Raw genomic sequence first — 25,386 nt, 5'->3', positions numbered from 1 at the left:
ACTGAGCGCTGACGCCGTCCCTTCGGCGCCTGCGGGAAGGTGGACTGATCGTGGCTGACGACGTGGTGCTGACCGCCCCGCTCTTCGCGGGCCTCGAGCCGGACTCCGCACGCACGCTGATCGCGTCGATGAAGAGCATCGACGTCGGCCGCGGGGACGTGCTGTTCCACGAGGGCGAGCCGGGCGACCGGCTCTACGTGATCCGCGAGGGCAAGATCAAGCTGGGCACCCGCTCCAGCGACGGCCGGGAGAACCTGCTCGCCGTGCTGGGCCCCGGCGAGATGATCGGCGAGCTCTCGCTGTTCGACCCCGGCACGCGCACCGCGACCGCCACCGCGATCTCCGACGCCGTGGTGCTGGAGATGGGTCACCACGACCTGCAGACCTGGTTGGCGTCCACCCCGGCCGTCGCCGAGCACCTGCTGCAGGCGCTCGCTCGCCGGTTGCGCCGCACCAACGAGGCGCTGGCGGACCTGGTGTTCTCCGACGTGCCGGGCCGCGTGGCGAAGGCGCTCCTTGACCTGTCGAGCCGGTTCGGCCGACCGGTGGACGACGGCATCCGCGTGGCGCACGACCTGACGCAGGAGGAGCTGGCCCAGCTGGTCGGCGCGTCCCGCGAGACGGTGAACAAGGCGCTGGCCGACTTCGCCGCACGCGGGTGGGTCCGCCGAGAGGGCCGTGCCGTGGTGCTGCTCGACGTCGACCGCCTGGAGCGGCGCGCGCGCTGAGCGCCGCCGCTCAGGCGACCTCGACGACCAGCTCCACCTCGACCGGCGAACCGAGCGGCAGCGCCGCGACCCCGACCGCCGAGCGCGCGTGCACGCCCGCGTCGCCGAGCAGCGCGTGCAGCAGCTCGCTCGCACCGTTCAGCACGGCCGGCTGGCCGGTGAACGTCGGGTCGCTCGCGACGAACCCGACCACCTTGACCACCCGCACCACCCGGTCCAGGGCCGCGACGGGGTCCCCACCGGGACCGGCCAACAAGCTCCCGACGGCGGCGAGCGCGTTCAGCGCCGCGATGCGCGCCTGCTCGGTGGCGGCCGGCGGCGTGACCTGACCGGGCGTCAGCCCGACGATCCCCGTGACGGTCAGCCCGCCGGCGACGAACGGCAGCTGGCCGGACGTCCACACGTACGAGCCGGTGCGCACCGCGGGCACGTAGGCGCCGACGGGCGCGGCGGAGGACGGCAGCTGCAGACCCAGCTCAGCCAGACGGTCGGCGACGGACATCAGGCCTCCCGCGGGCGCTTGAGGTAGGCGACGAGGTTGCCGTCCTGGCCCTGCAGGACGGTGACCAGCTCCCAGCCGTCCACCCCCCACTGGTCGAGGATCGCCTTGGTGGCGTGGACGATCAGCGGGACGGTCGCGTACTCCCAGGCAGTGGCCATGCACCCACCCTAGGCGACGGCCCGACGCCGGTCCGATGGACGCCCGCCGCTGTCCACCAGCGGTGCCGCAGCGGACCTCGGCTGGGCCGTCAGCGCACGTCGCCGGCGGTGGCGAGCTCGCTGCGCCACGACCGGACCTCGGGGCGACGACGCAGCAGCGCACGCCGCTCCCGCTCGGTCATGCCGCCCCACACCCCGAAGTCCATCCGGCTGTCGAGCGCGTCGGCCAGGCACTCCAGCCGTACCGGGCACGTGCCGCACACCGACCGGGCGTCCCGTTGCGCCGATCCCTCGACGAACAGGGCGTCCGGCGCCAGCTTGCCCTTGCCGCAGGCTGCCGACGCGGTCCAGTGGCCCTCCCGCGATGTCCAGGCCATCGCGCACCTCCTTGTCACGCGGGCACCCCCCCGAGTGCCCCCTGGTGGGGGACCGTACCGGGGAGTAGTACCGCTTGACGAGCCGCCGTTCGGGTCATCCTGCCTGGTGAGAAGCGTGGAAGCGCTACCAGACAACCGTCCAGGTGTGTCCGTGATGCCACGAACGTCCTGATCTTGCTGTCCAGCACAGGTAACCGGGACGAACGTCCCCGCCGTGCGCAGGCAGTCCCGCGGTGTGCACATACCGTGCAGACCCGGCTCGCACGGGGGGGTCCACGGGAACGGGTCAGGTGTCGCCGTTACCCTGGCGGGCATGGCGTCCCCTGCCCGCTCGCCCCGTACGCACGGTCGCTTCATCCGGCCCGGCCAGGCGTTGGCCCTGTTCCTGGCGCTGGTGCTGGTCGCCGGCGTCGGCGGCGTGCTGGCCGCGGGCCTCGCCCTGCCCGCCGTCGCGGTCGCGGACGGCACCACCAGCATGACGGTCAAGGCCTTCGACGGGCTGCCCACCGAGCTGGAGCAGAAGCCCCTGCCGCAGAAGTCGACCATCCTCGCCGCGGACGGGAAGGTGCTGGCCACCTTCTACGACCAGAACCGCGTGGTGGTGCCGCTCGCGCAGATCGCGCCGATCATGCAGAAGGCCGTGATCGCGGTCGAGGACAAGCGGTTCTACGAGCACTCCGGGATCGACGTGCAGGGCATGGCTCGAGCGGCGATCAACACGCTCGTCGGCCAGAAGGAGGGCGCCTCGACGCTGACGCAGCAGTACGTGAAGAACGTGCTGATCGAGGCGGCGCTCGCCATCCCGGACCCCGCGCAGCGGGCGCAGGCGCTCGCTGACGCACGGGACAACTCCGGATCCTCCGGCATGGCACGCAAGCTGCGCGAGGCGAAGCTGGCCATCACGCTCGAGAAGACGATGACCAAGGACCAGATCCTCGAGAAGTACCTCAACATCGCCCAGTTCGGCGGGTCCTCGATCTACGGCGTGGAGTCGGCTGCGGAGTACTTCTTCGGCAAGCACGCCAAGGACCTGACCTACCTCGAGGCGGCGACGATCGCCGGGATCACGCAGAGCCCGACGAAGTGGGACCCGGTGCTGAACCCGGCCGACTCGCAGAACCGTCGCGACACCGTGCTGGACCTGATGTACCAGCAGGGCTACATCACACAGGCGGAGCACGACAAGGGCGTCGCCACCCCGCTGAAGGACACCCTGCACGTCACGCCGATCAAGCAGGGCTGCATGACGGCGAACGACACGGTCGCCGGTTCGGGCTTCTTCTGCGACTACGTCACCAAGGTGATCCTCAACGACCCGGCGTTCGGCAAGACGCAGTCCGACCGGCAGGCCCTGCTGTACCGCGGCGGCCTGACGATCACCACCACGTTGATCCCGGGTGAGCAGGCGGCGGCCGACGAGGAGGTCAAGGCCGGCGTGCCGGTGAACGACCCGTCGGGCATCGGCAGCGCGCTGGTCTCCGTCGAGCCCGGCACCGGCAAGATCACGTCGATGGCGGAGAACCGCGTCTACAACCCGATGCAGAATGCCGGCCCGGGTGAGACGGCGCTGAACTTCAACACGAGCTTCGAGTACGGCGGCTCGCGCGGGTTCTCCCCCGGCTCGAGCTACAAGGCCTTCACGCTGCTGGAGTGGTTGCGCCAAGGCCACTCGCTCAACGAGAAGGTCAACGCGACGCCGCTGCAGTACAACCTGTCGCAGTTCACCTCCTGCAAGGGCAAGCTGTCCGGCGTCTACAAGTTCAGCAACTCCGAGAGCAACCAGAACTACCCCCAGACGGTGCTCAGCGCGACGGCCAACTCGGTGAACTCCGCGTTCATCGCGATGGGCCTGCAGCTGAACCTGTGCAACATCGTCAACGGGGCAGCGGACCTCGGCGTGCTGCGCGCCGGTGACCCGAACGAGAAGGACGCCTCGGGCGACCCCCAGGGCGGCGTGCCGTTCGGGGCGTACGCGGGCAACATCCTCGGTTCGGAGCAGACGTCGCCGCTGATGATGGCCGGCGCCTACGCGGCGTTCGCCTCCGGCGGCGTGTTCTGCAAGCCGATCGCCATCACCAGCGTCACGGACGCGACCGGCAACAAGCTCAACGTGCCCAGCGCCGACTGCCAGCAGAAGGTCGAGCCGCAGTATGCCGCCGCGATGGACTACGCGATGAGCAACGTCTGGAACGGCACGGCCAAGGCCGTCGGCGCACCGCCGTTCCCGGCTGCCGGCAAGACCGGCACGACGACGTTCAACGAGGAGCTGTGGTTCGTCGGCTTCACGCCGCTGCGGGCCACCGCGGTGTGGTCCGGCCAGATCACGGAGCAGCAGAAGACGCTGCACGGCGAGACGATCAACGGCAAGACCTACTACCAGGGACCCTTCGGCTCCGACATCTCGGCACCGACGTGGAAGCGGTTCATGATGCGGATCATGGCCGGCCAGAACGTGCCGAACTTCCCGGCGGTGGGCAGCGACCAGCTGTACGGCAAGCAGGTGGGCGTGCCGAACGTCGTCGGACAGCCCCAGGACCAGGCGACGTCGACGCTGCAGAACGCCGGGTTCACCGTCCAGGTGTCGCCGAACCAGGTGTCCTCCTCCGTGGCGGCCGGCTCGGTGGCGAGCCAGTCGCCCACGGGCACCGCGACGCCGGGGTCGACCGTCACGCTGGTGATCTCCAACGGCCAGCCGGCGGACAACCAGCCGCCGCCTGGCGGCGGGGCCGCCACCGGCCCGACAGCGGGCCCCGGACCCGGTCCAGGAGGCCAGGGCGGCGGGAAGCAGCACGGCTGATGGGAGCCCTGAGCCGGACGACCGGCGCCCTGGCGCTGGCCGGCGTCGGCGCGCTCGCGTGGGGCGCCCTCGTCGAGGTCCACTGGTACGCGCTACGTGAGGCGACCGTCCCCGTGCTGGCCCCCGGGCAGGCGCCCCTGCGCGTGCTGCACGTGTCCGACCTGCACCTGACACCCGGCCAGCGGCGCAAGGTCGACTGGGTCCGCGACCTGGCGACCACGCGGCCGCACGTCGTCGTGAACACCGGCGACAACTGGGCGCACCTGGACGCGATGCCCGCGCTGCTCGAGGCGCTCGAGCCGCTGCTGGAGGTGCCGGGTGCCTTCGCCCTCGGCTCCAACGACTACGTCGCCCCGCAGCCCAAGAACCCGGCGCGCTACCTGCAGCCGGACGCCCGCACCGCGCAGGTGGAGCCGGTGGCGCTGCCGTGGCGTGAGCTGGTGCGGCGGTTCACGTCGGCCGGATGGGTGGACCTGGACAACCACCGAGGGGTGCTCGACGTCGACGGTCGGCGCATCTCGCTGGTCGGCACGGACGACGCCCACCTCGATCGCGACCGCTTCCCCGCCGCGGGCGGCCCGGACGACGTGCGGGGCGCCGGGAGCCCGGTGGACCTGCACGTCGGCGTCACGCACGCGCCGTACCGGCGGGTGCTGGACGCGATGCTCGACGACGGCGTCGACCTGGCCATCGCCGGGCACACCCACGGCGGACAGCTGGGTCTGCCGTTCTGGGGCGCGCTGGTGACCAACTCCGACCTCGACACGCGGCGGGCGAAGGGTCTGCACGGCTGGCCGGGTCCGCGCCCGGACCGCCCGGGCGGCGGCGACTCGATGTGGCTGCACGTCTCGGCCGGGCTCGGGACCTCGCCGTACGCGCCCGTGCGGTTCGCGGTGCGGCCCGAGGCGACGCTGCTGACGCTCGTCCCGCGCTGAGTCCGAGCCGGCCGACGGCCCCGAGGTCGTGCTGTCCGGGCACTGCCTCCGGCGCCTCGGAGGCGATTTCCTCGCCCGTGGCGGCGTCGGCTATCCTTGCCAGGTTCCTCCGGGGTGTGGCGCAGCTTGGTAGCGCGCTTCGTTCGGGACGAAGAGGTCGTGGGTTCGAATCCCGCCACCCCGACCCGGAGACGACGACGGCCCTTGACCGGCAGAAGTGCTGGTCAAGGGCCGTCGTCATGTGCGCTGAACGGTCCCGGACCGTGCGGGTGGTGGACCGCTCGCCCACCCGCGGGACGTCGAGCCTCGGCGCGGCGCCCGGCAGACTGGTCCCGTGAGCCCCGCGACCGAGCCCGCTGACGACGTGCTGGCGGGGCTGGCGGCCCTCCCCGGCGTCCCCGCCGCCGTGACCAGGGCCCGGGACGCCTGCACCGAGCTGCGCCGGCATCCCGCGATGCGGCGGCGCTGGTCCGAGGTGCGGGTGCGCGCCGGCCTCGAGGCAGCCCGGGCGAGCGCCGCGCTGGACGGCGTGCGGGTACCGGTCGAGAACGTGCAGGCGCTGGCCGCCGGCGCACCCGCACAGGGGCCGACGGACGACGTCGTCCGTGGCGCGGTGCGGACGCACGCGGCCGTCGAGCGCCTGATGCCGGACCTCGGTGCACCGGGTCGGGTCGGCGACGGCAGGGGCACCCTCGGCCCGCTCCCGCTGGGCCAGCTGCTCGCGCGGCTGCACACCCTCGCGGCGACGGGCAGGGTTCCCGACGAGGAGCTGGGCCGCCCCCGCGGCGACCGCCCGACCGCCGACCTCGCCGGTCTGGGAGCCGCGCCGGCCGGTGCGGACGTCGGCCACCGGCTGGCCGTGCTGACCGAGGCCGTCCACCGCACCGCCGCCCCTGCCGGGGTGGTCGCCGCCGTGCTGCACGGCGAGCTGCTGGCGCTGCGGCCGTTCACCGCCGCCAACGGCGCGGTCGCCCGTGCCGTCGCCCGGCTCGCCGTCACCGCGGGCGGCCTCGACCCGACCGGGTGCGCCGTCGCGGAGCCCGCCTGGGCGGACGCGCCGCTGGTGTACCAGGCCACCGCCGCGGGCTTCGCCACCGGTGAACCGGACCGGGTCGCGGCCTGGCTGGTGCTCTGCGCCGACGCCGTCGCGGAGGGCGCCGTCCGCGCAGCCCGGCTGGCGGACGAGATGCTGTCGCACTGAGGGGTGACGGCGCTCAAGGGCGCGCCGGTACCTGACGATGCGAGCGGAATGAGCGCGCCGCTTCCACCCGCGGGTTGGTACCCGGACGGGTCCACGCCGAACGTCGTCCGCTGGTTCGACGGCAGCCGATGGACCGAGCACGTGACTCCGGTCGCCGCGCCCGCTGCACTGGTGCCGGGGTACGCGTCCGGTCCCTACGCGCCCGGGTACACGCCCGGGGCCTACGCCGCGGCCGCGTACGGTCCGGCGACCCCCGTCGGCAGCGACATGGGGCCGAGCAACGGTCTGCACTGGGTGCTGCCGGTGGGCCGCTCGTGGCAGTCGATCGTCGCCGGCTACGTCGGGCTGTTCGCGCTCTTCGCGTGGTTCATGGCCATGGCGGGAACGGCCGGGGCCGCGTTCGGTGCGGTGGTCGGGCTGCTGTCGGTGGCGCTCGGCGTCGTCGCGATCCGACGTGCGTCGTCCGGCGGCCACGGACGCGGTCGGGCCTGGTTCGCCGTCGTCGCCGGCGCGTTGTGCCTGGTGATGACCGTGGTGGTGGCCTCCGGCGCCTGAGCTGCGAACGGGCGAACGGGCGAGCGGCCGACGACGCAGGACGGCCCCGGCACCGTCGGGTGCCGGGGCCGTCCGAGCGCGGTCAGGCCGTGGCGAAGCGGCGGGCGACCAGCAGCTCGGCGATCTGGATGGCGTTGAGCGCGGCACCCTTGCGCAGGTTGTCGTTGGACACGAACAGCGCGAGACCGCGCCCCTCGGGCGCGCCCTCGTCGGTGCGGATACGGCCGACGTACGACGGGTCCTTGCCGGCCGCCAGCAGCGGCGTCGGGATGTCCTCGACCTGCACGCCGGGGGCGTCGGCCAGGATCTCGTAGGCCCGCTCGACGGACAGCGGCCGCTCGAACTCGGCGTTGACCGACAGCGAGTGGCCGGTGAACACCGGCACCCGCACGCACGTGCCCGAGACGAGCAGGTCCGGGATCTCGAGGATCTTGCGGGACTCGTTGCGGAGCTTCTGCTCCTCGTCGGTCTCGCGCAGGCCGTCGTCCACCAGGTTCCCCGCGAACGGGACCACGTCGAAGGCGATCGTCCGCGGGAACTTGGCCGGCGCGGGGAAGTGCACGGCGGAGCCGTCGTGCACCAGCCCGAGCGTGTCCTCCTCGACGGCGGCGCGCACCTGCGAGTCGAGCTCCTGCGCACCGGCGAGGCCGGCCCCGGACACGGCCTGGTAGGTCGAGACGATCAGGCGGCGCAGCCCGGCCTCGTCGTGCAGCGGCTTGAGCACCGGCATCGCGGCCATCGTGGTGCAGTTCGGGTTGGCGACGATGCCCAGCGGGATGTCGTCGAGCGCGTGCGGGTTCACCTCGCTGACCACCAGCGGGACACGCGGGTCCTTGCGCCAGGCGGAGGAGTTGTCGACCACCAGGGCACCGGCTGCGGCGAAGCGCGGCGCTTGCTCCTTGGACGTCGCCCCGCCGGCGGAGAACAGGGCGATGTCGATGCCGGACAGGTCCGCCGTCGCGACGTCCTCGACCGTGATCTCGTCGTCGCCCCAGGGCAGCGTCCGCCCCGCGGACCGCGCCGACGCGAAGTACCGGATCGACGCGACCGGGAACTCGCGCTCGGCCAGCAGCCGGCGCATCACGCCACCGACCTGCCCGGTGGCCCCGACCACTGCGACGTTCACACCGCTCATCCCGCTCACCGCCCCGTCCCGCCGTACACGACGGCCTCGTCCGACTCCGTGTCCAGCCCGAACGCCGTGTGCACCGCGCGGACCGCCTCGTCGAGCGAGTCGGCCCGGGTCACCACGGAGATGCGGATCTCGGACGTGGAGATCATCTCGATGTTCACACCGGCCTCGGACAGCGCCTCGAACAGCTTGGCGCTGACGCCCGGGTGCGAGCGCATGCCCGCGCCGATCAGCGAGAGCTTGCCGATGGTGTCGTCGTACTGCAGGGACGCGTAGCCGATCTCCGGCTGGTGCTCCGCCAGCGCCGCCATGCCGACGCTGCCGTCCGTCGCGGGGAGCGTGAACGAGATGTCCGTCAGGCCCGTGCGGGCCGCGGACACGTTCTGCACGATCATGTCGATGTTGACGCCGGCGCCGGCGACCACCGTGAAGATCTTGGCGGCCTTGCCCGGCACGTCCGGCACGCCGACCACGGTGATCTTCGCCTCGGAGCGGTCGTGCGCGACGCCCGAGATGATCGGCTGCTCCACGGGAACCTCCTGGGTGGTGTCGGGCGCGTCGGTGACGAGCGTCCCGGTGTGGGTGGAGAACGAGGACCGGACGTGCACCGGCACCTGGTAGCGGCGGGCGTACTCGACGCAGCGCAGCATGAGCACCTTCGCGCCGCTGGCGGCCATCTCGAGCATCTCGTCGTAGCTGATCCGGTCGAGCTTGCGGGCGCTCGGCACGATGCGCGGGTCGGCCGTGAAGACGCCGTCGACGTCCGTGTAGATCTCGCAGACGTCGGCCTCGAGAGCCGCTGCGAGCGCCACGGCGGTGGTGTCGCTGCCGCCGCGGCCGAGCGTGGTCACGTCGTTGGTGGCCAGGTTGACGCCCTGGAAGCCGGCGACGATCGCGACCTGGCCCTTGGACAGGGTCTTGGTGATGCGGCTCGGCGTGACGTCGATGATGCGCGCCTTGCCGTACGTCTCGTCGGTGATCACGCCGGCCTGCTGGCCGGTGAAGCTCTTCGCCTCGACGCCGAGCTGGTCGATCGCCATCGCCAGCAGCGACATGGAGATCCGCTCGCCGGCGGTCAGCAGGATGTCCATCTCGCGCTCGGGCGGCAGCGGGGTCACCTGGTGGGCGAGGTCGATCAGCTCGTCGGTCGTGTCGCCCATCGCCGAGACGACCACCACCACGTCGTTGCCGGCACGCTTCGCCTCGGCGACCCGCTTCGCGACGCGCTTGATGCTGCTGGCGTCAGAGACGGACGAGCCGCCGTACTTCTGCACGATGAGGGCCACGAGGGTGCGCTCCGGATGGGTTGCGCGATCAGACCGCGATCGGACGAGGGGCGCCTGCGAGTCTAGGTCGGCCCACGATGCGGACCGACGGGTTTCCGCATGACGGACGGCCCAGCTCGGGACCGGTGCGCTCCGAGACGTCCGCGCTGGTCAGCCCAGCACGTCGACCGCGAGCCGGGCGATCAGCGCGGCAACGACCACGACGAAGACGATGCGGACGAAGGCGCTGCCCCGCGCCACCGCCGTCCGGGCCCCGAGGTACGCGCCGGCGATGTTGGCCCCACCGACCAGCAGCCCGAGCCGCCACAGCGGTGCTCCCTCCAGCGTGAAGACCAGCAGGGCACCGAGGTTGGTGGCGACGTTGACGACCTTCGCCTGCGCCGACGCCTCGAGGAACCCGTAGCCGACGACGCCGACCAGGGCGATCACCAGGAACGACCCCGTACCGGGGCCGAGCAGGCCGTCGTACGCGCCCAGCACCAGGCCGAGCGTGAGCGCCACGGCCCGGTGCCGGGCGCCGGTCCAGCGCAGGTCGGTGGCCCGACCCACCCGCGGCCGCGCCACCGTGTAGGCGCCCACCAGCACCAGCGCCACGAGGATGACCGGCTTGAACACGGAGGAGGGCAGCAGCCCCGCGAGGGCCGCTCCCCCGGCAGCGCCGGCCAGGGCGGTCATCGCCATCGGCCCTGCCGTGGACAGACCGGGCTGCACCCGCCGGTAGTAGGTCAGCGCGCTGACCGACGTGCCCATGATCCCGGCCACCTTGTTGGTGGCCAGCGCCTGCACGGGCGTGATGCCGGGGACCAGCAGCAGTGCCGGCAGCTGCACCAGCCCACCGCCGCCGACCACCGCGTCGACCCAGCCGGCGGTGAACCCGGCGAGCATCAGCAGGCCGACCGTCGCGAGCGTCAGGTGCAGGCCGGACACGGTCACGGTGGCGGACCCTACCTCCCGGACCCGAACCCGGACCCGGGCCGGGCGGCGGACGGACGGCCTGCCGGTCGGCCGCGCCACGAACCGGCGCAGTCCCGGCACAGGATCCCCTCAGAAACCGGGCACGGCGCCCGGTGCCCGACCCCTACCGTCGAGCCATGACCAGCGACGTCGCTGCCTCGGCCGTCCCTCCGCACCCTGGCTCGCCCGGACCAGGCGGCCCGGACGGGATCCGCACCGCGGGCGTGGTCCGCAGCTTCGGCGCCGTGCGGGCGCTGGACGGCGTCGACCTGCACGCCCGCGCCGGTCGGGTCACCGCGCTGGTGGGGCCCAACGGGTCCGGGAAGACGACGCTGCTGCTGGTGCTGGCAGGGCTGCTGGCGCCTGATGCGGGCACGGTGAGCATCGACGGGTACGACCCGGTGACGGACGGCCCCGCCGCACGGGCCCGGACCGGGTGGATGCCGGACACGTTCGGCACGTGGGACTCGCTGACGGCACGGGAGGTGCTGCGGACGTTCGCCGCCGCGTACCGGCTGCCCGCGGCGTCCGTCGGCGCCCGCGTCGACGAGCTGCTCGCCCTGGTCCACCTCTCGGAGTACGCCGACCGGCCCGCGGCGGTGCTGTCACGCGGCCAGAAGCAGCGGCTGGGACTGGCTCGGGCCCTGGTGCACGACCCGGCGGTGCTGCTGCTCGACGAGCCCGCGTCCGGTCTGGACCCGCGATCGCGCGTCGACCTGCGCGAGCTGCTGCGGCGGCTGGCCGACGAGGGCCGCACGGTGCTGGTGTCCAGCCACGTGCTGTCCGAGCTGGAGGAGATGGCCGACGACGCGGTGTTCCTGTCCCGCGGCCGGACGGTGCTGACCGGCGACACGGAGGCGACCCTCGGCACCGCGGGCAGCCGGCGGCCCTGGCGGGTGCGCGCGCTGGACGCGGAGGCGCTGCAGGGCTGGCTCACCTCGGTGCACGCCGCCTGGCGGCCCGACGACGACGGCGTGCTGATCGACGTCGACGGGGACGAGGGCGCCGCCCGGCTGGTGCGGGACGCGGTGGCGGCCGGGGTGCCGCTCGTCTCGATCGCCCCCGCCGGCGGGGTGCTGGAGCAGGCCTACCTGGCCCTGGACGAGGAGCGGCGATGAACGGCACGTGGCGGCTGTCCTGGCACGGGGTGCGCACGGTGGCGGCCCTGGAGCTGCGGCAGCGGGTGCGGTCCACCCGCTGGATCGTCGCGCTGGTGGTCTGGTTCCTCGTGGTCGGCGCCATCACCGCGCTCACCACCGGAGCCCTGGGCACGCTGACGGGTCACGACACCTCCCCGCTGCACCGCGGCCCGCTGCTGTTCTTCGTCGTGACGTTCCTGGTGCTGGGGCTGGGGCTGCTGGTCACCCCGACCCTGTCGTCGACCGCCGTGAACGGCGACCGTGCCGCCGGCACGCTCGCCACCGTCCAGGTGACCCTGCTGACCCCGGCCGAGATCGCCACCGGCAAGCTGCTCGGGGCGTTCGCCGCCGCCACCGCCTTCCTGGTGGCCAGCCTCCCGTTCTACGGGCTCGCGGTGGCGATGGGCGGGACGAGGGTGATCACGCTGGTCAGCGTCGTGGTGGTGACCGCCGTGATCCTCGCGTCGGTGTGCGGCATGGGCGTCGGGTTCTCGGCGCTGACCGCCCGGACGGCCGGCTCCACCGTCCTGACCTTCCTCGGCGTGTCGGCCCTGGCGGTGTTCACCCTCGTCTTCTTCGGCCTGACGCTGCCCGCGAACACCTCCCAGGAGCAGGTGCGCGTATGGGGCGTCTCGCCGTCGTCGCAGCAGTGCGAGTCCAATGCCCTGGGCGACACGTCCTGCACCGGCAGCGCCACCCTCAGCAGTGGCACGGTCCTGGGCGACAGCTCGGTGGTGCCCGCGTGCGAATGGCGCACCGAGACGCGAGACGTGGTCCACACCGAGCGGACCTGGTGGCTGCTGGCGGCCAACCCGTTCGTCGTCGTCTCCGACGCCTCGGCCGTGCCGCAGCAGGACCTGCGGTCGATCACGTCACCGTTCGCGGCCATCCGCGAGGAGGTCCGCACCGCGCGTGCGGGTGCCACGGGTGTCTCGAACGAGTGCTGGGGGCCGATGGGACAGGCGACCCTGCCGACCGACCGCCCGCGACCGTCCACGGTGCCGGTGTGGCCGTGGGGCCTGGCGTTCACCGTCCTGCTCGGCGTGGCCGGCTACGTCACCGCCGTGCGCCGGCTCCGCATCCCGCAGCGCACGCTGCCGCGCGGGGTGCGGGTGGCCTGAGGCCCGGGGCTCGGGGTCGGGGCTCGGTCGGGCGTACCCGACGTCCGCCCTGGTCAGGGCTGCAGCGCGTCGTACTCCGCCTCGGCGGCCACGTCGTCGTCCACGTCGAGCCGCAGGTGCGCCAGGATCGTCTGCACCGTGCGCAGGGCCGACGACGCGCGCTCCCCCCAGTCGGACAGGTAGGAGAACTGCCACCACCACAGCGCCTCGACGGGCCGACCGGCCTCGTAGTGGCGCAGCCCCTGGGCCAGCGCCCCGGCGATCGCCACGAGGTCGCCGGACAGCGTCGCCTGGGCCACCTCCGGGCCGACGACGGGGTCGACCACCTCGACGTACTCGTCGACGCCCTCGAACACGTTCGCGAGGTTGGCCCGCAACGGCTCGACGTCCGGGTCCGGGCCGACGTCCGGCTCGAACCGCAGCGCCGGGACAACGTCGTTGATCGCCCCGAGCCGGGCACCGGCCGCGATCACGTCCGACAACGCGAGGAGCAGCAGCGGCAGGGTCGCCTCGGGGGCCGAGCCGGCCGCGACCTCCGTCACGGTGGTCAGGTAGCTGCGCGCCTCGTCGTGCACCGACCGGGCGAGGGTCGCGAGGTCGTCGGTGTCGTTGTCGGTCATCGTCCGCTCCCTACGCGCTGATCCGTCGGCGGCCCTCGAAGGCCCGGCCCAGGGTGACCTCGTCGGCGTACTCCAGGTCCCCGCCCACCGGCAGGCCGGAGGCGAGCCGGCTGACCGCGAGACCCATCGGCACCAGCAGCCGGGCCAGGTAGGTGGCGGTCGCCTCGCCCTCGACATTCGGGTCGGTCGCCAGGATCACCTCGGTGACGGTGCCGTCCGCCAGGCGGCTGAGCAGCGAGGCGATCCGCAGGTCGTCCGGGCCGACGCCGCCGATCGGGTTGATGGCACCGCCGAGCACGTGGTACCGCCCGCGGAACTCGCGCGTCCGCTCGATCGCGACGACGTCCTTGGCCTCCTCCACCACGCAGATGACGTTCGGGGAGCGGCGCGGGTCGCGGCAGATGCGGCACTGCGCCTCCTGCGCGACGTTGCCGCAGATCTCGCAGAACCGGACGCGGGCCTTGACCTCGGTGAGCGCGTCGGCCAGACGACGGACGTCCGCCGGATCGGCCGAGAGGATGTGGAACGCGATGCGCTGGGCGCTCTTGGGGCCGACCCCGGGCAGCCGCCCGAGCTCGTCGACCAGGTCCTGGATCGCCCCCTCGTACACGCGGTCAGCCTAGTTGGTCACCCATCCAGTTGACCTCGCGAGCCCGTCGGAGGGGGGCCGTGGCGGCGTCGACGCGACGGACCGACGGCGCGGCGTCGACGTCGCGGACCCATGCCGGCAGGCAGGCGGCTCAGGCGTTCGGGTCGTCGATCTGCTCGTCGATGACCGTGCCGCCGAGCAGCCGCGCGACCAGCGGTGCGCCGACCAGGCCGGATCCGTCGATCAGCGGGTCGTCCGGCGACGGCTCGTCGGGCTCGTCGGACCAGCCGGGGGCCGCCGCACGGGGGCCCGAGCCGGCCACCGGGTCCCTCGGGACATCACGGGGGTCCTCGAACGGCACCTCGTCGTCCGGGGGGATCCAGTCGCCGGGGGGCAGGTCGTCCACCGGCACGTCGGGCGGGTCGAGGTCCGGTGGCTCGTCGGCGGCACCGCTACGGCGCGCCGGGGCAGCGGTGCCGGCAGCGCGGCCCTGCGGCGCCGGCGCGCGGTCCGATCCCGGGTCCGACGAGGCCGCAGGCGCAGTGGCAGGTGCGCCGGGGCGACCGCGGGAGGCGCGCGGTGCTGAGCCGCCGCCTGCCGAACCGGTCTTCGGCGCGGGAGCCGCTGCCGGGGCCGCGGCCGAGCCGGACGGCACAGGACGGCCCCACGAGGCCGCAGCCTCGTCCACGCTCGGGATGCCGGGCGACCGGGTCGCCGCGCGGTCCGTCGCGCCGCCTGACGAGGACCGGGCTGTCAGGTCGGCTGCTGACGCCGGTGTCGCCGCGGCGGTCGACCGGTCCGCCGGTGCACCGCTGCCGGCTGGTGTCGCCGAATCGCCCAGCACGCCCTCGACCCGAGCCTCGACACCCAGCGTCTCCCGCAGCGCCTGCGCCACCGCCTCGGCATGGCTGCCGCGCTGGAACTGCTGGATCAGACCCGGCTGGGCGAAGCCGAGCCGCAACGTCGTCGCGTCGAGCTCGAGCACCTGGGCGTGCTGGCTGACCAGGGCGTGCGTCAGCAGCCGCAACCCGCGGAGGGTGCCGAGCACCTCCGGCCAGCGGCGTCGGAGCATCTCGGTGTCTGGGCCTCCGGCGCCGCGCGGCGCCGCCGGTGGTGCGCTCACCGCTGGGGCCGGCGGTGCGGTTGCTGCCGGTGCGGGTGCCGCCGCGGCGGCCGGAGCCGACGAGGGACCAGCTGTGGCCGTCTTCCGTCCGGACGACGACCGGGCGGGTGCGTCGTCGACGGGCCACGGCGGTGTGTCCAGGTCGACAGCGGCGTCCGCAGCAGCCTCGACGTCCGCTGCCGCAGCGGGTGCCTCGGCGGCGCGCACGGCAGCCGCCGGCGGTGCCGCGCTCATCCGCACTGCGCTCACCGGCGCGGCGGTCGAGGGTGCGGTGAACGACGGTGCCGCGGTCGACGGTGCTGCGGTCGACGGGGTGGCCACCGGCGGGGTGGCGAGCGGCGGGGTGGCCGGCTCCACCGGCGCCGATGCACGGGTGGCCGCCGTGGGCGCACCACCGGCCCCGACCGCCGCCGGGACGGCCGCGAACCCGCCGCGCTCCAGCCGGTCGAGCCGGGCACCGAGCCCGAGCGTGCCGTCGTCCGCCGCCGGCAGCAGCAGCCGCGCCATCAGCAGCTCGAGGTGCAGCCGCGGCGACGTGGCACCGGCCATCTCGGTCAGCGCCGCGTTGGCCAGGTCGGCGGACCGGGACAGCTCGGCGGCACCGAGGTGCGCCGCCTGGGCACGCATCCGGTCCAGCTGGTCCGACGGGATCATGCCGAGGGCTGCACCGGCAGCATCGCCTGCCGCGGCCAGCACGATCAGGTCGCGCAGCCGCTCGAGCAGGTCCTCGACGAACCGCCGCGGCTCGTGCCCGGTGGCCACCACGCGCTCGACCACCGAGAACGCAGTGGCGCCGTCGCGAGCGGCGATCGCCTCGACCAGGTCGTCGAGCAGGGACGCCGGCGTGTACCCGAGCAGCGCCACCGCGCTCTCGTACTCCAGCCCGCTCTCCCCCGCGCCGGCGATCAGCTGGTCCAGCACCGACAGGCTGTCGCGCACCGACCCGGCGCCGGCCCGCACCACCAGCGGCAGCACGCCCGAACCGACGGGCACACCCTCCTGCTCGCACAGCTGCGCGAGGTACGGCACCAGCACGTCGGGCGGCACCAGCCGGAACGGGTAGTGGTGCGTGCGGGAGCGGATGGTGCCGATCACCTTGTCCGGCTCCGTCGTCGCGAAGATGAACTTCACGTGCGGCGGCGGCTCCTCGACGATCTTCAGCAGGGCGTTGAAGCCCTGGTTGGAGACCATGTGGGCCTCGTCGAGGATGAACACCTTGTACCGGTCCCGCGCGGGCGCGAAGGTGGCCCGCTCACGCAGCTCACGGGCGTCGTCCACACCGCCGTGGCTGGCGGCGTCGATCTCGACGACGTCGAGGCTGCCCGGACCGCCCGTCGCCAGCTCGATGCACGACTCGCACTCCCCGCAGGGCGTGTCCGTCGGGTGCTCGGCGGTGTTCTGTGCGCAGTTGAGCACCCGCGCGAGGATCCGCGCGGAGCTCGTCTTGCCGCAGCCGCGAGGGCCGGAGAACAGGTAGGCGTGGTTGACCTGCCCGGAGCGCAGCGCCTGGCGCAGCGGTGCCGTCACGTGGTCCTGCCCGATGACCTCCGCGAAGGTCTCGGGCCGGTACCGGCGGTACAGCGCTGTCGTCACGTGCGAACCCTATGCGGCAGATCCGACACCCGTCTCCGGCCCTCGGCGGCTCAGGCGAGCGCGCCCATCGGGTCCCATGCCGGCAGGACGAGGGGCTCGGCGGTCAGCGCCGGACGCAGGTCCTCGGGCAGGGCGTCGGTGCGGACGACGACCTCGAAGACGTACTCGTCGAACCACGAGTCGTCCATGGTGAAGAAGCCCTTGTCGGCCTTGTCGTCGCCCCAGCTGTTCTCCACCCGCCACCGCCGCGGGGTGCCGTCCACCACGTCCACACCGGTCAGCAGCATCGCGTGCGTCATCGCCGACTCACCGGAGACGACCCGCTCCTCCTTGGTGGTGGACAGGTCGACGCCGTACACGCCGGAGTAGTCGAACAGGTCGGCGGCCCAGATGCCGTCCTCACGGTGCATCTGCGGCTTCACGTCGCAGCCGAACCAGACGGGCTCACCGGAGACGATCGACGCCGCGGCCAGCTCCTTGATGGTGGCCATCGGCGCGTTGACGTACCGCACCTGCCGACCGCCGACCACGTTGCCGAGGTTGGCCACCGTCAGCGCCGCACCCTTGGGGTGCTCGGTGCGCGGGTCGTCCACCAGGCACACGTACTGCGTGAGGTCGAGGGTCACGTACCGCTCGAAGAACTGCTGCGGCGTCAGCACGCCGTCGCGGTGGAACTGCTTCTCGTCGTCGGTCCACTGCCAGTCGAACGACGTCGGCGGCGTGCCCAGGTGGATCGTCAGGATGGTGTGCACGTCCGTGAGGATCTGCGCCTTGACGGCCGCCACGTCACCGCCGTCGGCCACCGCCGCGCGCAGCGCCAGGGCGCCCTTGCGCAGCCGAGCCCGCAGCTGGGTGTTCATCGCGTCGGTGTCCGAGGACGACTGCGTCTCCGGCATCGCCTCCTTGGGCACCACCCCGTGCTTGAGGAACACGCTGACCGCCATGTCCCACTGGCCGCCGTCGCCGAGCAGCGTCTGCAGCAGGAAGCCGACCAGGCGCGAGTCGATCGGCTCGCCGGCCGTCGCGACGACGTCCTCGCAGAAGAAGTTGGCCCGCTCGAGCTTGTCCCAGTACATGGCGTAGTTCTGGCTGAACTCGAACTCATTGACACCCAGGCGCTGCTTGGCGCCGACGCGCAGCAGGTTCAGCGCCGCGAACAGCCAGCAGCGACCGCTCTTCTTCTGGTTGGCGACGGACCAGTCGTCGAGCTGGTTGGAGACGCTGGTGCGGATCGAGGTGGCGCGCGCGTGGTTCATGGCCACCTCGCCGACCGGGGTGCGCGTGACGGCGTTCTGCGCGCGCAGCCGGGCCGGGTCCGCGGCGAAGCCGGCGGCCAGGGTCGCGACGAAGGACGGGTCGAGCGGCGCGGCCGCGACGGTTCCGGTGTGGTTGGTGCTCTGCGTCGGGATGAGTGCCGGCGTCTGGGTCGGGTTCGGGTTCTGGGTCTGGTTCGAGGTCGTGGCAGTCACGCCCGCCATTGTGGTCCTCCTCTGTTGTCCGGCTCCTGGGACTGCGGTTCGCTGAGGCCATGACCCCAGCGGTCCGTGGTTCTGCAGGCGACCCCGAGCTCGCTGCGCTGTACCGGGCCACGGCGACGACCGCGCGGGTGGACGTGCCACCGCTGCAGTGCCTGATGGTGGACGGCGCCGGGGATCCCGAGACGACGCCGGCCTACGCCGAGGCGGTCGGCACCCTCTACGCCGTCTCCTACGGCCTGCGCTTCATGGCCAAGGCGATCGGTGAGCAGCCGTGGAAGGTCGGGCCGTTGGAGGGGCTGTGGTGGGCCGACGATCCCGACGTCTTCCTCACCGACACACGTGCGGAATGGCGCTGGACGATGCTGATCGTCCAGCCGACCAGCGTCACCGCGGACCTCGTCGGACGCGCGCTGGACGCAGCCGTCGCCAAGGGCCGTGCACCCGCAGCGGAGCACCTGCACCTCGACGTGCTGGACGAGGGCACCGCGTTCCAGGTGCTGCACGTCGGCCCGTACGACGCCGAGGGACCGACGATCGCCGGACTGCACCGCGCCATCGCCGAGCAGGGGTACGCGCTGCGTGGCGCCCACCACGAGATCTACCTCGACGACCCACGCCGCTCGGCGCCCGAGCGGCTGCGGACGATCATCCGCCAGCCGGTCCAGCAGCTGGAGGACGTGCCGCAGGGGTAGGCCGGTCGGCCCGGCCCGGCCCGGCGCGTGGCTGGGCGGAGCCGAGGGCGTGGTCCGGACCCGGCACGAGAGGGGCGGGGGCGACGACACCGGCCCGGACACCCCCGGCACCCATTTCGGGCTGTGCGCCCGGTGTACGTACATAGGGCGTACAGGCCGTTCGGTACCTTGCCGAGCCGCGCGGACTCGCCCGTCAGCCTGGGCAGCCCAGACCCGGGCGCGATGAGCTGGGGAAATCGGGCATATCGGAACACGGCTTCTGCCAGGCTGCACGCGCCCCCACTGCCGCGCCCGCCGAGGTCACCCCATGTCGACACGCGCCCGCACCCGCCGCCGGAGCGGTCGGCTCGCACTCCTCGTCCCCCTGGCCGTCGCCGGTCTCGTCGCCGGTTGCGCACCGGACCCGACGCCCGTGCCGACCCCGACGGCACTCAGCCCCTCCGTCACGCCGACGTCGCTGCTCCCCGCTCCGGCCCCGTCGCCGACACAGCCCGCGGAGTTGTCTCGCGACGACGAGACCGGCGCCATCGCAGCGGCACGCTTCTTCCTCACGGACCTCTACCGGTACACCGTGTCCACTCAGGACACCGGGCCGTGGACGACGGCGAGCCTCGACCGTTGCACCTTCTGCGCTTCCGTCAAGAACGCAGTCGCGTCACAGGTAGCCGGCAAGACGGTCACCTATCCCGGCCTCATCACGGTGCTGGCGGAACGTGTGGCGTCAGCGAGCCCCCTCGCCTATGAGATCGACTTCGATGTCCAGCAGGAAGCGGGCGTCACTTGGTCGACAGCCGGGACAGTCGTCAGCACCGAGCCAGCGCGTGCCATGACCATCGCCTACATGGTCGTGCGCCATCCGGAGGGCTGGCGCATCTGGGGAGTCGACACGTTGACGGTGAACGGCGCGCCGAAATGACGCCGTGGAGCGCCAGCCTGGTCATCGGCTGCGCCCTCACCCTCGTCGGCGCGCCGACCGTTACGCCCGGCGGCGACTCGAGCTACAGCTCGGCTGCCGACGATGACCACGTAGACTTCGCCGCAGTTCAGGCACAGAGCCGAACCGCTGATGACACCCACACCGCGGCAGCACCTGCGAAGCTCGTCGAGACGTTGAGGGCGCCGATCTGTCGGCGGAGTCTGAGCGATTCCCCTGAGCTGTTCCCCTGCCTCGGAGACGACCTCACCCCGTTGCCGGAGTGTGAGGCGGCCGGGGTGGCGACGTTGGCGCCCGTCTGGCAGCGCACCCGGGTGGATGCCGCTAGTCCGTGGAGCGAGTGGGCGGTGACGGCGCCGGCGTCGTGCGCCGCGGCAGCGACCGTGACACCCGAGATGGTGCTGGCCGAGTTCCGCCGGATGACGCTGACCCCGAGCGCCCTGACGGTCCAGCCCGATCGCGGGTGGGTGCTGGTGAACAAGCCGACGGTCGTCTATACCGACGCGGCCGACCAGACGCTGACCACCACGATCCTGGGCACCCCGGTGACCATCACCGCCCACCCTCACAGCTACCGGTGGGACTTCGGCGACGGCGCCGTGATCAGCACAACGATCCCGGGCCGGCCCTGGCCGCAGGCGGACATCTCCCACCCCTACGTCCACACCGGCACCTACACGATCACGCTGACGACCACGTGGTCGGCGACCTTCACCCTCGCCGACGACCCCACGCCCCGAGACGTCCCCGGGACGGCCACCACGGTCAGCGCCAGCACGCCCTTCACCGCCGAGGAGCTGCGCTCCCACCTCGTCGCCACCACGTGCAACGAGGACCCGCACGCCCCCGGCTGCGACTGACCGACCACCGACCACGCCGCCGACCGTCCCCGGCGCACCACGCGGGCATGGACACGCTGGAGGCCGCGGCGAGCAGGTGCGACAGTGTGTCCACCGGCGCGGCCGTCCACCGGTGTGCGGCTCGCCTCTGGTCATCCGTTGGAGGACCCCTGTGGGTACCGAGATCGTCACGCGCACCCTGGCCCCATGCACCATGGCCGCCGTCCGGGACACGCTTCCGTCCGCCGCCGACGAAGGTGTGCTGTGGAGGCGCTTGTGGTCGGGGCTGGCCACAGCCGGTGCGACGCCCGTCGCCATGCCCCTGGCGCTGACCGTGTACCACGACGACTTCCTGCTGAGCCGGAACGCCGACCTCGAGGTGCTGCTCGAGGTGGCGGGCCCGTTCGAGGACACCGAGGCGGTGCGCTGCCGGCAGGTCCCCACGACGCTGGTCGCCTCCAGCCGGCAGGACGGTGGTGAGGCGCAGCTGCACACCGTCTTCGACGCGCTGGGCCGGTGGATCGCTCGCAACGGCTACCGGTTCGCCGGACCGATGTTCAGCGTGCACCGGCCCGAGCCGGGGATCGTTCCGCAGGCCGGGCGGGGCATCGTCGAGGTCTGCGCGCCGGTGTCGCTGCTACAGCTCTGAGGCGCCCGGGGGCCGTCCCACGACGCCGGACGGCCGCTGACCAGGCCCGATGGCCGCTGCCCAGGCAGCTGCTGACCGGGCATGAAAGGACCCCCCGCACACCCGCCAGAGCTCACCTGCCCTTGCTGCCTTCCGGCCCTGGGGGAGTTCAGCGAGATGACGCCGCACGAGGGGTCTGCCCCCAGTCTAGGGCAGGGCCAGGGTGACGCCGGTCGCCCCCTGCTCGACCGGCGCCGGCTCAGCGCAGCACGTCGGCGAGGGGACGACGAGGGCTGGCGACCGCCCGACCGCTCGGTCGGCCCATCCGGAGCGCCGCGATCACCTGTCCACCGGCGAGCTGCGTCAGCGGTCCGTCGAACCGGTCCGCCGTCGCCAGCGTGGCGTCCCGCTCGGCCATCTCCACCGCCTGGTTCATATGCTGCATCGCCCATCCCTCGGCGACCAGGGCCAGGTGCAGCCGCTGCAGCACGCGGCCGGCGTGCACCCGGGTGGCCGGGTCGCTGCGGTGGCCGACGACCAACCCGTAGGCGCGCGCCGTCGCGGTGTGCACGTCCCGCGTGGACCGGACCCACGACTTGTCGCCCTGCGCGCGCGACGTGGCGGGCAGCAGCTGAGCGGCCACCTCGAGGAACGGCGACAGGGCCTGCGCGTCGATGGTGAGGCCGTCGCCGTACCGCTCCACCTGCTGGTGGTCGTAGCGGATCAGCTCCGCGTTGTCGACGCTCATCTGGTGGTCGGAGGTCAGGGCGGTCGCGGCGTCGACGAGCAGCCTGCCGAGGCGTTCGCGCTGGTCCGGAGCGGTGATCCAGACGAGGTCCACGCCGGTGGTCCCGTCCAGCGCGGTGGCGCGCAGGCGGCTCAGCAGGTCGGCCGACGGCTCCTCCGGCGGGTACGCGCCGCGGTCCGAGTGCCGGTGCCAGATCGCCTGGGCCAGCGGGTCGGGATCGGCGGGCGTGTGCGGGGTGAGGGCGAGGCGGGCCAGCAGCGTCTCGTCGTCGGCCGCGGGCCGCACGGTGAGCCGGGTGTCGAAGCCGAGTGCCGGGGCCGCGACCTCGGCATTGACCACGGCAGCGCCGATGCCCAGGTGCGCCTCGCGGCGGTGCGCGTCGACCACGCCGAGGGACCGCGAGGTGTCGTCGTGCACGTCGAGCGTGACCGAGCCGTCGGCGGCCGTCGTCGGACGGAACCACCAGTTCTGCAGGTTGTGCGGGCTCGCGGCGAGCACGGCGGCGGCGACCACGGCCTCGGCACCGGTGCGGCGCGTCGGCTGCCACGCGGTGTACGCAGGGCCGGTGCGGGGGTCCAGCAGTCCCTGCCGCTGGGCGCGCACCAGCGTCCCGCCGACGACGACGAGGGCGCCTGCGCCCACCCACCCCAGCACGGCTCGTCTGCTCACACCGTCAGTGTCGTCGTCGTCCGCACCGGGGCGGCGACGCGACCGCCGGCTCATCGTCCTGCGTCCGCCGCGAGCGGGACGGACGACGGCCCAGGCGCCCCCTGCACGCCCGGGACGAGGTACGGCTCGATGAGCGCCCTGATCAGGCGCTCGCCCTCGACCGGTTCGGGCCGCTCGTCGTCCAGCTGCGCGAAGGCCCACCACGACTCGGCGAGCACCAGCAGCGCCTCGACGACGTGGTCCAGCCGGTCGTCGCCCACCGGGACCAGCACGCCACGCGCCCGCCAGCCGCGCGCGACCCGCCCGAACAGCTCGCGGCGCTGGACCCGCACCGCCCGGTAGGCCTCGGCGAGCTCCTCGTCGTCGCGGACCAGCGTGATCAGGTCCCGCGCGAAGTACGGGTGGTCCGCCGTGATCCGCGCGCCGGCCGCCACGAGCCGGTCGAGCCGCTCCGGGGTGACGTTGTCCGGGTCGATCCCGTCCCACACCGCCGCGTGCGCCTTGGCGTAGCGGGCGAACAGCGCGCGGACGATCGCCTGGCGGTCGGCGTACCAGTAGTAGAGGTTGCCGGGGCTGATCCGGGCGGTGGACGCGATCCGGTTGGTGGAGACGGCGCGGACGCCCTCCGCCGCGAACAGGTCACCCGCCACGTCGAGGATCCGCTCGGCGGTGCCGGGGCGGCGCTTGCCGGTGACGCGCAGGCTGCGGCGGACGGGGGCGACGGTGGGGATCTGCACGGTGGACTCGGCCATGCCTAGAGTTTTCGCTCTAGAGCGAGCGCTCTAGTAGGACGGGGGTCCCGGGTGAAGACCGGTGCCGACGACGGTCTGGGCGCCCGCGGGCGTGTGCCGCGGGGGCTGCGGGCCCTCGTCGGGCGCTGTCGGGCGCACCGCCGGGGCTCCGCTAGACTTGCCGCCGCGGTCGGCCCGTCAGCCCAGGGTCGCCGTGCACGTGGCAGTACCAGGAGGATTCGCCTAGTGGCCTATGGCGCACGCTTGGAAAGCGTGTTGGTGTAACAGCCTCGGGGGTTCGAATCCCCCATCCTCCGCCAGTACGAGAGGCCCGTGACCTGCAGCGATGTGGGTGGCGGGCCCTTCGTCGGTTTGGAACGGGAACTGGCATGGCGCGCCGTGGTTGCAGTTTTGGTTGCAATTGGAGCGAGCCGCGGGCTACCGAGTACCGAAGTCAGACTCTGCCGCTCGGGGCCACCGCGTCCCACCGCGGCGGGACGTCGACCTAGCGATGGCACGCACACCGCGGGACACGCCTACGGCGACAACACGACTAGCCTTCGGGATTGAAGGGTCCTCCCACAGACTCAAGCCATCGGTCGCTGATGACGATGCCTACTGTGCCCCAGTCGCCGCCACGAGAGGCTGAAGATGCCGGACCAGGCCATGGATCTCATCGAGCAAGCTCTGCCGCTCTATGACCAGTACCTAGAGATCTCGCGCGTTGCCAACCTGACTTCGGTCCCCGCCAGCGACCGGCCCGAGTTCTACATCTCCAGCCCGGCACCGCTCACACTGATTGTCACGTCCCACTGAAATGCCCTCATGGAACGATTTGCTGCTCGAGATGGATCGGCAGCCGTCTGACGAGTCAAAAGCCGCGTGGCTCAACGCCAGCATGGTGGAGGCCTTGACCAATGTCGGAGCGCTCCGGAGTAGCAGCCCAGACCGCCACCGGAATGTCGTGCTCTATGCGTCGGGATTCCTCCAGAAGCCGGCGGTCCCGGCAGAGCTGACGATGATCACCCATGAGGACTTGAACGGTCTCATGGGAGTGATCTACAAGATGGATTGCTCACGCGGCCTGACCCTGATTCTGCACACGCCCGGCGGTGTCACGAATGCTGCTGAGTCCGTCGTTGCATATCTCCGCTCGAAATTCCCGGATGTCGAGGTAATTGTTCCTGCTCTGGCGATGTCTGCAGGTACGATGATTAGCCTTGGTGCCAATCGCATAATCATGGGCCGTCAAAGTCAGCTCGGGCCCATCGACCCCCAGATGAGTTTGCCAGGCGGGCGCACCGTCTCTGCGCGCGCGGTGGTGGAGCAGTTCAGCAGAGCGCGTGACGACGTGCTGTCGAATCCGGTGTCAGCGCATATTTGGGCGCCAATCGTCCAGAGCCTTGGTCCCGCGCTCCTCCAAGAGGCCGACAACGCGCTCCAGTACTCGGAGGACATGGTTGCACGTTGGCTAACGACTTGGATGCTCGGCGGCAATGATTCAGAGGGGACGGCTGGGCACACAATCGCGGCCCACTTCAACGACGCCAACAAGCATAAGAGCCATGGCCGGCGAATAGACCGAGACGAGGCTCGCACCCAAGGCGTTATAGTGGAGGACCTCGAGAATAGCCAAGAGCTTCAAGAAGCCGTTCTCACGGCCTACCACCTGATGACGATCATGTTTGAGCGTAGCCAGGCAACGAAGGTCATCATGAGTGATGCGGGCCGCATTTGGCTCAAGAACTTCATTGTCGCGGCGCCTGCGGCTTTGCCGCCGGTCGCCGGGCCGACGGCAGAACTGCCGACGCTGTAGCCTCTGGCTCGACGCAATCAATCTGGTGTCTGCTATGCCAG

The 25,386-nt window shown here is 72.5% G+C and carries 25 protein-coding genes, 2 tRNA genes and 1 other RNA gene; 15 read left to right on the top strand and 13 right to left on the bottom strand.

The annotated features are described in order from the left end of the window. Positions 1-50 precede the first annotated feature (50 nt). On the top strand, positions 51-728 hold the full coding sequence (locus tag QMF98_RS01755; protein WP_291761181.1) for a Crp/Fnr family transcriptional regulator: 678 nt from the start codon (positions 51-53) through the stop codon (positions 726-728). Positions 729-738: 10 nt separating this feature from the next. On the opposite strand, the gene QMF98_RS01750 is transcribed toward QMF98_RS01755, so the two are convergent. From QMF98_RS01750 to QMF98_RS01740, 3 genes are all read right to left on the bottom strand, one after another. Continuing rightward, entirely contained in the window at positions 739-1,230 is a 492-nt protein-coding gene (locus QMF98_RS01750; protein ID WP_337974373.1) for a RidA family protein, read from the bottom strand. Then, the gene (sp36, locus tag QMF98_RS01745) at positions 1,230-1,388 is read right to left on the bottom strand and encodes a Sp36 family protein (RefSeq protein WP_263731390.1); all 159 of its coding nucleotides are present in this window, start codon (positions 1,386-1,388) and stop codon (positions 1,230-1,232) included. The genes QMF98_RS01750 and sp36 overlap by 1 nt, the downstream gene beginning before the upstream one ends. An 89-nt stretch (positions 1,389-1,477) precedes the next feature. Beyond that, positions 1,478-1,765 (bottom strand): WhiB family transcriptional regulator, encoded by a 288-nt coding sequence (locus QMF98_RS01740; RefSeq protein ID WP_263731389.1) that lies wholly within the window; start codon positions 1,763-1,765, stop codon positions 1,478-1,480. Positions 1,766-2,078: 313 nt separating this feature from the next. Here QMF98_RS01740 and QMF98_RS01735 point away from each other — a divergent pair, with 313 nt between their 5' ends. The 5 genes from QMF98_RS01735 (at position 2,079) to QMF98_RS01715 (ending at position 7,253) form a co-directional block, all read left to right on the top strand. Further along, the gene (locus QMF98_RS01735) at positions 2,079-4,562 is read left to right on the top strand and encodes a penicillin-binding protein (RefSeq protein ID WP_337974372.1); all 2,484 of its coding nucleotides are present in this window, start codon (positions 2,079-2,081) and stop codon (positions 4,560-4,562) included. After that, positions 4,562-5,497, top strand: coding sequence for a metallophosphoesterase (locus QMF98_RS01730; RefSeq protein ID WP_337974371.1), 936 nt, complete (start codon positions 4,562-4,564; stop codon positions 5,495-5,497). The genes QMF98_RS01735 and QMF98_RS01730 overlap by 1 nt, the downstream gene beginning before the upstream one ends. A gap of 110 nt (positions 5,498-5,607) precedes the next feature. Further along, positions 5,608-5,681 (top strand) — tRNA-Pro (locus QMF98_RS01725). Between the two features lie 150 nt (positions 5,682-5,831). Further along, complete coding sequence (locus QMF98_RS01720) at positions 5,832-6,698, top strand: cell filamentation protein Fic (RefSeq protein WP_337974370.1); 867 nt, start codon at positions 5,832-5,834, stop codon at positions 6,696-6,698. A gap of 48 nt (positions 6,699-6,746) precedes the next feature. Continuing rightward, entirely contained in the window at positions 6,747-7,253 is a 507-nt protein-coding gene (locus QMF98_RS01715; RefSeq protein WP_337974369.1) for a DUF2510 domain-containing protein, read from the top strand. Positions 7,254-7,335: 82 nt separating this feature from the next. Here the strand turns inward: QMF98_RS01715 and QMF98_RS01710 are convergent, their stop codons facing one another. The 3 genes from QMF98_RS01710 to QMF98_RS01700 form a co-directional block, all read right to left on the bottom strand. Continuing rightward, complete coding sequence (locus tag QMF98_RS01710; protein ID WP_337974368.1) at positions 7,336-8,388, bottom strand: aspartate-semialdehyde dehydrogenase; 1,053 nt, start codon at positions 8,386-8,388, stop codon at positions 7,336-7,338. Positions 8,389-8,393: 5 nt separating this feature from the next. Further along, positions 8,394-9,671, bottom strand: coding sequence for an aspartate kinase (locus QMF98_RS01705; RefSeq protein WP_337974367.1), 1,278 nt, complete (start codon positions 9,669-9,671; stop codon positions 8,394-8,396). Positions 9,672-9,821: 150 nt separating this feature from the next. After that, complete coding sequence (locus tag QMF98_RS01700; protein ID WP_337975524.1) at positions 9,822-10,556, bottom strand: sulfite exporter TauE/SafE family protein; 735 nt, start codon at positions 10,554-10,556, stop codon at positions 9,822-9,824. A 206-nt stretch (positions 10,557-10,762) separates the two neighbouring features. On the opposite strand from QMF98_RS01700, the gene QMF98_RS01695 reads away from it, so the two are divergent. Beyond that, complete coding sequence (locus QMF98_RS01695) at positions 10,763-11,743, top strand: ABC transporter ATP-binding protein (RefSeq protein ID WP_337974366.1); 981 nt, start codon at positions 10,763-10,765, stop codon at positions 11,741-11,743. After that, positions 11,740-12,885 carry an ABC transporter permease gene (locus QMF98_RS01690; RefSeq protein ID WP_337974365.1) on the top strand — a complete coding sequence of 382 codons (1,146 nt, stop codon included), beginning with the start codon at positions 11,740-11,742 and terminating at the stop codon, positions 12,883-12,885. The genes QMF98_RS01695 and QMF98_RS01690 overlap by 4 nt, the downstream gene beginning before the upstream one ends. A 53-nt stretch (positions 12,886-12,938) precedes the next feature. Here QMF98_RS01690 and QMF98_RS01685 read toward each other — a convergent pair whose 3' ends face one another. The 4 genes from QMF98_RS01685 to QMF98_RS01670 all read right to left on the bottom strand — a co-directional run bounded on the left by QMF98_RS01685 (position 12,939) and on the right by QMF98_RS01670 (position 18,279). Beyond that, positions 12,939-13,505, bottom strand: a complete 567-nt coding sequence (locus QMF98_RS01685; protein ID WP_337974364.1) for a DUF5063 domain-containing protein — start codon at positions 13,503-13,505, stop codon at positions 12,939-12,941. A gap of 10 nt (positions 13,506-13,515) precedes the next feature. Beyond that, on the bottom strand, positions 13,516-14,115 hold the full coding sequence (recR, locus tag QMF98_RS01680; RefSeq protein ID WP_263731378.1) for a recombination mediator RecR: 600 nt from the start codon (positions 14,113-14,115) through the stop codon (positions 13,516-13,518). Between the two features lie 130 nt (positions 14,116-14,245). Beyond that, entirely contained in the window at positions 14,246-16,810 is a 2,565-nt protein-coding gene (locus tag QMF98_RS01675; RefSeq protein WP_337974363.1) for a DNA polymerase III subunit gamma and tau, read from the bottom strand. A gap of 50 nt (positions 16,811-16,860) precedes the next feature. Continuing rightward, positions 16,861-18,279: a C1 family peptidase gene (locus QMF98_RS01670; protein ID WP_337974362.1), complete on the bottom strand. Its 1,419-nt coding sequence runs from the start codon at positions 18,277-18,279 to the stop codon at positions 16,861-16,863. 59 nt (positions 18,280-18,338) lie between these two features. On the opposite strand from QMF98_RS01670, the gene QMF98_RS01665 reads away from it, so the two are divergent. The 4 genes from QMF98_RS01665 (at position 18,339) to QMF98_RS01650 (ending at position 21,402) form a co-directional block, all read left to right on the top strand. Next, entirely contained in the window at positions 18,339-18,980 is a 642-nt protein-coding gene (locus QMF98_RS01665; protein WP_337974361.1) for a GyrI-like domain-containing protein, read from the top strand. Between the two features lie 412 nt (positions 18,981-19,392). Beyond that, positions 19,393-19,896, top strand: a complete 504-nt coding sequence (locus QMF98_RS01660) for a DUF6318 family protein (protein ID WP_337974360.1) — start codon at positions 19,393-19,395, stop codon at positions 19,894-19,896. Positions 19,897-20,297: 401 nt separating this feature from the next. Next, positions 20,298-20,774, top strand: a complete 477-nt coding sequence (locus tag QMF98_RS01655; protein WP_337974359.1) for a PKD domain-containing protein — start codon at positions 20,298-20,300, stop codon at positions 20,772-20,774. Positions 20,775-20,967: 193 nt separating this feature from the next. Continuing rightward, positions 20,968-21,402, top strand: a complete 435-nt coding sequence (locus tag QMF98_RS01650) for a GyrI-like domain-containing protein (protein WP_337974358.1) — start codon at positions 20,968-20,970, stop codon at positions 21,400-21,402. Positions 21,403-21,484: 82 nt separating this feature from the next. Here QMF98_RS01650 and ffs read toward each other — a convergent pair. From ffs to QMF98_RS01635, 3 genes are all read right to left on the bottom strand, one after another. Then, positions 21,485-21,581: signal recognition particle sRNA small type (gene ffs, locus QMF98_RS01645), an RNA gene on the bottom strand. A gap of 59 nt (positions 21,582-21,640) precedes the next feature. Next, entirely contained in the window at positions 21,641-22,798 is a 1,158-nt protein-coding gene (locus tag QMF98_RS01640) for a hypothetical protein (RefSeq protein WP_337974357.1), read from the bottom strand. A gap of 50 nt (positions 22,799-22,848) precedes the next feature. Beyond that, complete coding sequence (locus tag QMF98_RS01635) at positions 22,849-23,550, bottom strand: TetR/AcrR family transcriptional regulator (RefSeq protein WP_337974356.1); 702 nt, start codon at positions 23,548-23,550, stop codon at positions 22,849-22,851. Positions 23,551-23,761: 211 nt separating this feature from the next. On the opposite strand from QMF98_RS01635, the gene QMF98_RS01630 reads away from it, so the two are divergent. The 3 genes from QMF98_RS01630 to QMF98_RS01620 all read left to right on the top strand — a co-directional run bounded on the left by QMF98_RS01630 (position 23,762) and on the right by QMF98_RS01620 (position 25,345). Then, positions 23,762-23,849 (top strand) — tRNA-Ser (locus QMF98_RS01630). 346 nt (positions 23,850-24,195) lie between these two features. Then, entirely contained in the window at positions 24,196-24,345 is a 150-nt protein-coding gene (locus tag QMF98_RS01625) for a hypothetical protein (protein ID WP_337974355.1), read from the top strand. 31 nt (positions 24,346-24,376) lie between these two features. Next, positions 24,377-25,345, top strand: a complete 969-nt coding sequence (locus QMF98_RS01620; protein WP_337974354.1) for an SDH family Clp fold serine proteinase — start codon at positions 24,377-24,379, stop codon at positions 25,343-25,345. Positions 25,346-25,386: the final 41 nt, after the last annotated feature.

Source organism: Cellulomonas sp. NTE-D12 (assembly GCF_027923705.1).
In the GTDB taxonomy this organism is placed as follows: Bacteria; Actinomycetota; Actinomycetes; order Actinomycetales; family Cellulomonadaceae; genus Cellulomonas.
Note: the sequence above shows the minus strand (reverse complement) of the source record. Positions and strands in the feature narration are given on the sequence as shown.